Raw genomic sequence first — 9,560 nt, 5'->3', positions numbered from 1 at the left:
ACCCGCCCCCACCCACGAGGGGCTGTGCCGTTGGCTGGAAACCTACGCGTGCACCGGCCGGTGCCCCCGCACCGCCATCACCAGCCCGATCCCCGCCAGCAACGACACCGCCGAGGTACCGCCATAACTGATCAGCGGCATCGGAATGCCCACCACCGGCAGCAATCCGGAAATCATCCCGCCGTTGACCAGCACGTACACGAAGAACGCCAGGCCGAGGCTGCCGGCCAACAACCGCGCGTGCGTGTCGCGTGCCTGCACCGCGATCGACAGGCAACGCCCGACCACGAACAGATACAGGGCGAACACCACCACCACGCCGATCCAGCCGAACTCCTCGGCCAGCACCGAGAACGCGAAATCGGTGGTGTACTCGGGCAGGAAATCCAGCGTGGCCTGCGTGCCGTGCCCCCAGCCCCTGCCCTGCATGCCACCGGAGCCGATGGCGATGCGCGACTGCAGGATGTTCCAGCCGGTACCCAACGGATCGGCAGCCGGATCCAGGAAGGTCAGCACGCGATTCTTCTGGTATTGCCGCAGCAGCCCGAACCAGGCCAACGGCGCAGCCACCGACACCGCGCCCAGTCCGGCCGCCACCCAGCGCCACTGCAGGCCTGCCAGCAGCAGGGCGAACACGCCGCTGGCGGTGACCAGGGTGGCGGTACCGAGATTGGGCTGCATCAGGATCAGCAGCGCTGGCACCCCGATCAGCACTGCGGCCGTCAGCACCGTGCGCGGCGATGGCGGCAGCGGCTGGCGGTGCAGATACCAGGCCATCATCAACGGCAGGCTGAGCTTGAGCAGTTCCGAAGGCTGCAGGTAGAACACGCCGAGGTTGAGCCAGCGCTGCCCGTATTTGCCGGTGCCGATCACGTACACCGCCATCAACGGCAGCATCGACAGTGCATAGATCGCCGGCGTCCACGCGCGCAGGCGCAGCAGCGAAACCCGCGACAGCAGCCACATCGCTGCCAGGCCACCGGCAAAGCGCATCGCCTGCCCGTGCACCGGCCCGTTCACGCTGTGCAGCACCGCCAGGCCTGCGCCCATGAGGATCAACAACGCGATCAGCAACGGCAGATCGATCGTGCGCAGCGCCTCACGGCAGCCACCAAGCATTCGTTTCCATTTCACCCGCGGCACGGTAGCAACCGGCGCTTTCGCGAAGCTGTCAGCGCTGTTTGACGCTATCGACACCGCGCGTGGCGGATGCCTTTGGCCTGCGGATTTTCCGGGTTTCAAACAATTCTGATTGGAGCCGCAAGGGCCCCGTGCACATCATGTAGTGCCACCGACAACGGGTGGCACGGGACTCCAATCCCGTTGACCCAAGTGTTGTTTACGCTTGCCAGCCGGCGTCGCCTTCTCCTTGTTGAGCGGCGTCGGCTGGCAATCCGTCCGTGCGTCTTTGGCGGGCGGTGCGTGGAGGGCCTTGTGCCCGCCGGCGCTTTCACACTTGGTCACCGGTATTGGAGCCACGCATCGTCCGCCACCCTCGCATGCACGCGGGGTGGCCCTTGCCTACCGCACAAGGATGCCGCCATGTCCGCTTCCACCTACCCGTACCTGTTCGCCACGCTGGGCGAGGCCGCCCACCAGCTGCCGGATGACATCGCCCGCGCGCTGGAAACCACGCTCACCGCCACGCAGGCCGCCAACAGTCCCGGCGGCCCTACCCTGCTGGACTGTCTGCAGCGCATCCGCCAGGTGGAAGGCGCCGACGGCCAACCGTGGCCACGCAAAGGGCGAACGCAGGCGCAGTCCATGGCGATGGCGCGCATCGACCGCGCCAATGCCGGGCTGACCTTCCTGCTGGAACTGCTGCACGCCAGCGAACGCGTGCGCGTGGACGGCGACGACACGCACCATCTGCCCGACGACGCCCGCGAAGGGCTGCTGCTGGCCTGCAGAGGCCTGTCGGAATATGTGGATGTGCAGCTGCAGGCGGCGTGACGCGTGTATTCCTGAAGAGCCAAGCATGGCCCGGCACCACAAAGAGCGAAGCGACCCGCCTCTGCCCTGCTCTACTTCTCTTTGTGGTGCCGGGCCATGCTTGGCTCTTCAGGAATACACGCGTCACGCCGCCTGCAGCTGCACATCCACATATTCGCGGCCAAGCCTCCACGGACGGATTCACGGCGTCCCCCGCGAATCCAACCCGCCCGGCCCAATCACATGAATCGCTGCACGCGCCCACCCACAAGGGGCTGCGCCGATGGCTGGAAACTACCCGTAACCGCCGTGCACCGGGTTATGACTACGCACCGCCATCACCAACCCGAACCCCGCCAGCAGCGACACCGCCGACGTACCGCCGTAACTGATCAACGGCATCGGCACGCCCACCACCGGCAGCAGGCCGGAAATCATCCCGCCGTTCACCAGTACATAGACGAAGAACGCCAGACCCGTGGCCCCCGCCAGCAGGCGTGAGTACGAATCGCGCGACTGGCTGGCGATCCACAGGCAGCGCCCGATCACCACCAGATACAACGTCAGCACCAGCGCCACGCCGATCCAGCCGAACTCCTCGCTCAGCACCGAGAACGCGAAGTCGGTGGTCTGCTCGGGAATGAAATTCAGGTGCGACTGCGAGCCTTCGCCCCAGCCCTTGCCATCGAAACCGCCGGAACCAATGGCGATCTTCGACTGGATGATGTTCCAGCCCGCGCCCAGCGCATCCATTTCCGGGTCGAGGAACATCATGATGCGGTCCTTCTGGTACGGCCGCAGCAGCCAGAACCAGGCCACCGGCGCCACCGCAGCCACGCCGCCCACGCCCAGCCCACCCACCACCACGGCAGGCCCGCCAGCAGCAGCACGAACACACCACTGGCGGCGATCAGTACGCCGGTGCCGAAGTCCGGCTGCAGCATCACCAGCCCGGTCGGCACGCCGATGATCACCATCGCCACCAGCACGGTGTTGAAGCGCGGCGGCAGCGGCATCCTGTGCAGGTACCAGGCCACCATCATCGGCAGGCTGACCTTGAGCAGTTCGGCCGGCTGCAGATAGAAGAACTTGAGGTCCAGCCACTGCCGGCCGTACTTGCCCGTGCCCAGCACGAACACCGCCAGCAACGGGATCATCGAGATGGCGTAGATCAGCGGCGTGGCCGAGCGGATGCGCAGGATCGGCGCCCGCGAGATGCCCCACATCGCCGCAAGACCCACGGCAAAACGCACACCCTGCGCCATCACCAGGCTGTCGCCGCCGGCACTCTTCAAGGTTGCCAGGCCGATCACCATCAGCGCGCCCAGGGCCAGGCACAGCAGCCAGTCGAGGCTGCTGAAGAACCGCTGCAGCATTTCCCCGGCCCAACGCAGGAAGGCGCTCATCGGGCGGCCTCCGCAGCAACCGTCGGACGTGGCGTGGCCGGCAGTGCCGCAGAAGGATGTGTGGCCGGAGCAGGTGCCGGTGCCGGCGGCGGGACACCGACCACGACCGCATGCTCGCCCAGCTGCGCCGCAGCCGCGTCGCCGGCCTGGCGCGCACCCACGTCTTCGTTGTCGAACGCGGTGGCGCCGATGGCGGTCGTGCCGCGTTCGCTGTCCAGCGGCTGCATGCCTTCGGGCATCTTGCCCAGCAGCCAGGCATCGAACACCTTGCGTGCGATCGGCGCGGCCGCCGAACCACCGTAGCCGCCGCCCTCCACGGCAATCGCCACGGCGATGACCGGGTTGTCGGCCGGTGCGAAGCCGACGAACAGCGCGCGATGGCGCAGGTGCATCGGCAGGCTCTTCGGGTTCACCGCGGCGGTGCCACGGCGGCTGATCACCTGTGCGGTACCGGTCTTGCCCGCCATCACATACGGTGCGCCGGCCGCTGCACGCGCGCCGCTGCCACCGGGCTGCATGGTGCCCATCATGCCCTCGCGCACGGCCTGCAGGTTGCTCGGGGTCGGGCTGATCGGCTTGCTCTCGCCCTGCGGCATGGGCGTCCAGTCCGCATCGAAGCCGGCGCGCTGCTGCATCACCAGGTGCGGCCGGCGCAGCTGCCCGTTGGCAATGCCGGCCACCCCGTGCACCAGCTGCAACGGGGTGACCTTCCAGTCGCCCTGGCCGATGCTGGCGTTGACGGTGTCGCCGGGATACCAGCGCTCCTTGCGTGATTTGTACTTCGATGCCGGCGACGGCAGGATGCCGCCGATCTCGCCGGTCAGGTCGATACCGGTCGGCTGGCCGAAACCGTAGTAGCCCATGTAGTGGTCGAAGCGCTCGATGCCCATGTCCAGGGCCAGCTTGTAGTAGTACGTGTTGACCGACTGGGTGATCGACTTGCGCAGATCGGTCCAGCCATGGCCGCCACGGTTGGCATCGCCCCAGCCCCGCGAGGTGCCGGGCAGGTAGAACATGCCGGTGGAGAGAATCTTGTCTTCGGGCCGGCGCACCCCGCTGTCCAGGCCGGCCAGGCCGATCAGTGGCTTGATGGTCGAACCGGGGGCCACGCCACCCAGCACCAGGCGGTTGAACTGCGGCCGCGAGGGATTCTCGTTGAGCGCCTTGAAGTCGGCGTGCGAGATGCCGTTGACGAACAGGTTGGCGTCGTACGACGGCAGGCTGACCATCGCCAGCACTTCGCCGGTGCGCGGGTCCATCGCCACGGCGGCACCTTCGAACTCGCCGAAGGCGGCCACCATCGCCCGCTGCAGGTCGGCATCGATCGACAGCCGCAGGTCGGCGCCGGACTGCGCGGCGACACGGCCGATGGTGCGGATCGCGCGGCCCTGCACGTTGGTCTCGACCTGTTCGTAGCCGACCTTGCCGCGCAGCTCCTGCTCGTAATAGCGCTCCAGGCCGGACTTGCCGATGTGGGTCAGCGCGGCATTGCCCTCGCCGAGGATCTCCAGGTCCTTGTCGTCGACCCGGCCGACGTAGCCGATGATGTGCGCGAACAGGTCGCCATAGGGATAGCGACGGGTCAGGTACGGCTCCAGCTCGACGCCGGGAAAGCGCCAGCGGTCCACGGCGAAGCGCGCCATTTCCTCATCGCTCATGCGCAGCTTCAGCGTGACCGGCAGGAACTTGCGGCGCGCCTTGCGCGACTTGTTGAACGCTTCCAGCTCTTCCGGACTGATCTGGATGATCTTCGCCAGCCCTTCCAGGGTGGCGTCCATGTCCTTGACCTTGTCGGGGGTGATGTCCAGGCGGAACGCCGGCACGTTCTCGGCCAGCAGGCGGCCGTTGCGGTCGTAGATCATGCCGCGCCCGGGCACCACCGGCCGCGGCTTGATGCGGTTGGCTTCGGAACGGGTGGCGTAGATGTCGTGGTCCAGCACCTGCAGCTTGAAGTACCAGCCGCCCAGGCCCAGCAGGCAGACCAGAACACCGAAGAAGCCCAACGCCGCACGACGCCGGAACTGTTCGGCTTCGGCGTGCGGATTCTTGACCTGGCGACGCGGCAGCATGGCTCAGCGCCCGCGCTTGCCGAAGCGCACCGCGTCCAGCAGCACGAACACCAGCGGCCACAGGCCCATGCCCAGCAACGGTGCCCACCAGTACGACCACGGCAGGGTCGGCTCGCCCACCATGATGTGGACCAGCGCGCTGACGATGCGATCGTTGAACAGCAGGCCGCCGATGGCCAGCATCTGCTGCGACATCGGGAAGAAGCGGATGCGCGCGCGGAAACGCTGCAGGATGAAGGCCAGCATCACCAGGCGCAGCGCTTGTTCGCCCAGTACCCCGCCATACAGCAGGTCGGCGACGACGCCGCTGGCGAAGGCGATGCCGAGGCCGACGCGCTCGGGCGCTTCGATGACCCAGTAGGCCAGCACCAGTGCCAGCCAATACGGACGCAGCGGCTGCAGCAGCGCGGGCAACGGCAGCAGGCCCAGCAGCAGGGCCACCACCAGGCTGGCCGGAAGCACCCAGCGGTTGTCGCGAAGGCGGCTCATCGCTGCGCCTCCGACTGCGGTTGCGTGGGCTGCGGTTGCCGGCCAGCGGCCGGCACTACCGGGGAGGTCTGCGTCGTCGTAGGCGCGGGGGCCGGCGGGTTCGTCGCAGGCGGGGACGGTTGCCGGCCAGCGGCCGGCACTACCGGGGCCGACCCAGCGTCGGGTGGAGAGCCCCCCTCTTGTTTAGGGGGGCGCGCCGAAGGCGCGGGGTTAAGGGGGGATGCCCCCCCGGCAGCCTGGTTTGCCGAAGGCAAACTTGGCTGAGGCAATTCGCCTGCCGCAGGCAAGCGAATTGCCGCACCGGGGCGCAGCAGCAGCACGTCGCGGCCGCGATCAAGCTGAGCGGCCGGCTTCAGTTCGCCCACCAGGAAGGCGTGGGTATCGTCCGGGCGCAGGCCGGTGATGGTGCCGACCGGGAATCCGGCCGGGAACCGGCCACCAAGGCCGGAGGTGACGATCTCATCGCCCACTTCCACGCCGGCGCTGAGCGGGATGTCGCGCAGCTCGAGCTTGTCGCCGCGGCCGTAGACGATCAGGCGCACGCCATTGCGGGCCACGGTCACCGGCACTGCATGGTCGGGGTCGGTCAACAACAGCACGGTGGCGTTGCCACCGGTCACGCTGATCACCTGCCCCATCAGGCCGCCGGCATCGATCACCGCCTGGCCGACGTGCACGCCTTCGCGGCTGCCAGCGTCCAGCACCAGGCGCTGTTTGACCGGGTCCAGGTCGATGTCCAGGATCGGCGCAAGCTGCACGTCCAGGCCACTGCGCTCGGCCACGTTCAGCAGTTCACGCAGCTGGGCGTTGTCCAGTGCGGCGGTCTGCAGGCGGGTCAGGCGGGCGTTGGCCAGCAGCAGCTGGTTGCGCAGCTCACGGTTTTCGGTCACCAGCTGGCCGTGGCTGGCGGCACTGTCACGCACCTGCCCGCCGAGCTTGCCGGGCAGGCCGGCCAGCGCCCACACCGGCTGCACCAGGCTGTTGGCCTGCTCGCGCAGGCGCGCCAGCCAGCCGGCCTGGTCGTCGAGGACGATCAAGGTGATTGCCAGTGCGAGATAGGCCAGCAGCCGCAGCGGGCTGGCGGCATCACCGGATCGGGAAGCGACGGGAGGTCCGGCGTAGGGCGGCACGGCAACGATTCAACTGGCAGAAGGCGGAAGGGAAACACGCGGGCGCCCCGCCGGTGCCGACCCGCCAGCGTGGCGGGCCACACCCCGGAGGGGCGCTGCGGGCGCAAGCAGCCGGGACGGCTTATTCCGGCGCAAAGAACTCGTTGCCGTGCATGTCCACCAGTTCCAGCGCACGACCGCCACCACGGGCCACGCAGGTCAGCGGGTCATCGGCCACCTGCACGTGCAGGCCGGTTTCCTCGGAGATCAGGCGGTCCAGGTCGCGCAGCAGGGCGCCACCACCGGTCAGTACGATGCCGCGCTCGGCCACGTCGGCACACAGTTCCGGCGGGGTCTGCTCCAGCGCCAGCTTGACCGCGCTGACGATGCCCGACAGCGGCTCGTGCAGGGCTTCGAGCACCTCGTTGGAGCTGATCTTGATCATCTTCGGCACGCCCTCGGCGAGGTTGCGGCCGGAGATTTCCATCTCGATCACTTCCGCCTGCGGGTAGGCACAGCCCAGTTCAACCTTGATGCGTTCAGCGGTGGCTTCACCGATCAGCATGCCGTGGTTGCGGCGCACGTAGTTGGTGATCGACTCGTCGAAGCGGTCACCGCCGATGCGCACCGAGGCCGAATAGACGATGCCGTTGAGCGAGATCACCGCCACTTCGGTGGTGCCGCCGCCGATGTCGATGACCATCGAGCCACGGGCTTCGGTGACCGGCATGCCGGCGCCGATCGCGGCCGCCATCGGCTCTTCGATCAGGAACACGTCGCGGGCACCGGCCTCCTCGGCCGATTCCTTGATGGCGCGGCGCTCGACCTGGGTCGAACCGGCCGGCACGCAGACCAGCACGCGCGGGCTCGGGCGCAGGAAGCGCGACTTGTGCACCTTCTTGATGAAGTGCTTGAGCATCGCCTCGGTGTAGGTGAAGTCGGCGATGACGCCATCCTTCATCGGGCGGATGGTGGTGATGTGGCCCGGGGTACGGCCCAGCATCTGCTTGGCCTCGGCGCCGACGGCAGCCACCGAGCGGGTACCGCCGATGGCACGGTCCTGGCGCACGGCGACCACGGACGGCTCGTTCAGCACGATTCCCTGCCCACGCACATAGATAAGGGTGTTGGCCGTGCCCAGGTCGATGGACAGGTCATTGGAGAACATGCCGCGCAGTTTCTTGAACATCTGGGAGTTGATCCTGAGGGGTGTCGCGCCCAACGCGGGATGGCGAAAAAATGGGCAGAAATCGAGGTCGACAAGCCTAGCAACCCGCCTGCCGCCGAGCAAGGAGAAAACTAGCTGAACCCGCGCCTTCACAGGCTTTCGGCCTGATCGGGCATCACCCGGTTCTGGCCCTGAGCGGCACCAGCGGGTAACCTTTGCGCCGTCGGGCGCCCAAGGGCGCCGTTTGCTTGCCTGCCGAAGTGGGCCGGCCCACCCCAAAATTCACCGCATAGGCTTACATCGATGTCCGCTCTGATCTGTGGTTCTCTTGCCTTCGACACCATCATGGTGTTTCCGGACCAGTTCAAGAATCACATCCTGCCGGACAAGGTGCACATCCTGAACGTGTCCTTCCTGGTGCCGCGCATGCGCCGCGAATTCGGGGGCTGCGCCGGCAACATCGCCTACAACCTGCACCTGCTGGGTGGCGAGCCGATTCCGATGGGCACGGTGGGTTCGGACTTCGGCCCGTACCGCGAACACTTCGATGCGCTGGGTATCGACCTCACCCGCGTGCGCGTGATCGATGAGCTGTTCACCCCGCAGGCGTTCATCACCACCGACCACGACAACAACCAGATCACCGCCTTCCACCCGGGCGCGATGATGCGTTCCTACGAAAACCATGTGCGCGACGTGCCGGGCGTCAGCCTGGGCCTGGTCGGCCCGGACGGCCGCGAAGGCATGATCCAGAACGCGCTGGAATTCCACGAAGACGGCGTGCCGTTCATCTTCGACCCGGGCCAGGCGATGCCGCTGTTCAACGGCCCGGAACTGCGCGAGTTCATCGAGCAGGCCGATTACGTGGTGGTCAACGACTACGAGTCGAACCTGCTGCAGGAACGCACCGGCTGGAACGAAAAAGAGATCGTCAGCCGGGTCAAGGCCTACATCACCACCCGCGGCCCGAAGGGCGCGGTGATCCACACCCCGGAAAAGAGCTACGACATCCCGCCGGCGCACGAGCGTCGCGTGGTCGATCCGACCGGCTGTGGCGATGCGTTCCGCGCCGGCCTGATCTACGGCATCCAGAAGGGCTTCGACTGGCTGACCATCGGCCGCATGGGCAACCTGATGGGCGCGCTGAAGGTCGAGCACCCGGGCACCCAGAACCAGCGCTTCACCTTCGATGAGTTCAACGAGCAGTTCAAGCAGCAGTTCGGTTACGCGTTGAACGCGTAAGCGAACTGCCCGCGCATCTGCTCGGTGGGTGTCGACCTTGGTCGACACGCTGTGCCTTGGTAGGTGTCGACCTTGGTCGACACGCTGTGCCTTGGTAGGTGTCGACCTTGGTCGACACGCTGTGCCTTGGTAGGTGTCGACCTTG

Annotated in this window: 7 protein-coding genes and 1 pseudogene; 2 read left to right on the top strand and 6 right to left on the bottom strand. The window is 67.2% G+C overall.

Going from position 1 to position 9,560, the window contains the following annotated elements:
* Window positions 1-42: 42 nt before the first annotated feature.
* Complete coding sequence (gene rodA, locus TEP_RS02785; protein ID WP_189487016.1) at window positions 43-1,119, bottom strand: rod shape-determining protein RodA; 1,077 nt, start codon at window positions 1,117-1,119, stop codon at window positions 43-45.
* 423 nt (window positions 1,120-1,542) lie between these two features.
* On the opposite strand from rodA (TEP_RS02785), the gene TEP_RS02780 reads away from it, so the two are divergent.
* Entirely contained in the window at window positions 1,543-1,953 is a 411-nt protein-coding gene (locus TEP_RS02780; RefSeq protein WP_132824159.1) for a hypothetical protein, read from the top strand.
* A 273-nt stretch (window positions 1,954-2,226) separates the two neighbouring features.
* Here the strand turns inward: TEP_RS02780 and rodA (TEP_RS02775) are convergent.
* The 5 genes and pseudogenes from rodA (TEP_RS02775) to TEP_RS02755 form a co-directional block, all read right to left on the bottom strand.
* Window positions 2,227-3,248 (bottom strand): annotated as a pseudogene (gene rodA / locus TEP_RS02775) (rod shape-determining protein RodA).
* Window positions 3,249-3,334: 86 nt separating this feature from the next.
* Window positions 3,335-5,407 (bottom strand): penicillin-binding protein 2, encoded by a 2,073-nt coding sequence (mrdA, locus tag TEP_RS02770; protein ID WP_132824157.1) that lies wholly within the window; start codon window positions 5,405-5,407, stop codon window positions 3,335-3,337.
* Between the two features lie 3 nt (window positions 5,408-5,410).
* Window positions 5,411-5,896, bottom strand: coding sequence for a rod shape-determining protein MreD (gene mreD / locus TEP_RS02765; protein WP_049463939.1), 486 nt, complete (start codon window positions 5,894-5,896; stop codon window positions 5,411-5,413).
* Complete coding sequence (gene mreC / locus TEP_RS02760) at window positions 5,893-7,026, bottom strand: rod shape-determining protein MreC (protein WP_132824155.1); 1,134 nt, start codon at window positions 7,024-7,026, stop codon at window positions 5,893-5,895. Before mreC ends, mreD begins: the two co-directional genes overlap by 4 nt.
* Window positions 7,027-7,147: 121 nt before the next feature.
* On the bottom strand, window positions 7,148-8,194 hold the full coding sequence (locus tag TEP_RS02755) for a rod shape-determining protein (protein WP_017355500.1): 1,047 nt from the start codon (window positions 8,192-8,194) through the stop codon (window positions 7,148-7,150).
* 282 nt (window positions 8,195-8,476) lie between these two features.
* On the opposite strand from TEP_RS02755, the gene TEP_RS02750 reads away from it, so the two are divergent.
* Window positions 8,477-9,415 (top strand): carbohydrate kinase family protein, encoded by a 939-nt coding sequence (locus TEP_RS02750; protein WP_132824153.1) that lies wholly within the window; start codon window positions 8,477-8,479, stop codon window positions 9,413-9,415.
* Window positions 9,416-9,560 lie beyond the last annotated feature (145 nt).

This window comes from Stenotrophomonas sp. TEPEL (assembly GCF_004348785.1).
In the GTDB taxonomy this organism is placed as follows: Bacteria; Pseudomonadota; Gammaproteobacteria; order Xanthomonadales; family Xanthomonadaceae; genus Stenotrophomonas; species Stenotrophomonas indicatrix.
Note: the sequence above shows the minus strand (reverse complement) of the source record. Positions and strands in the feature narration are given on the sequence as shown.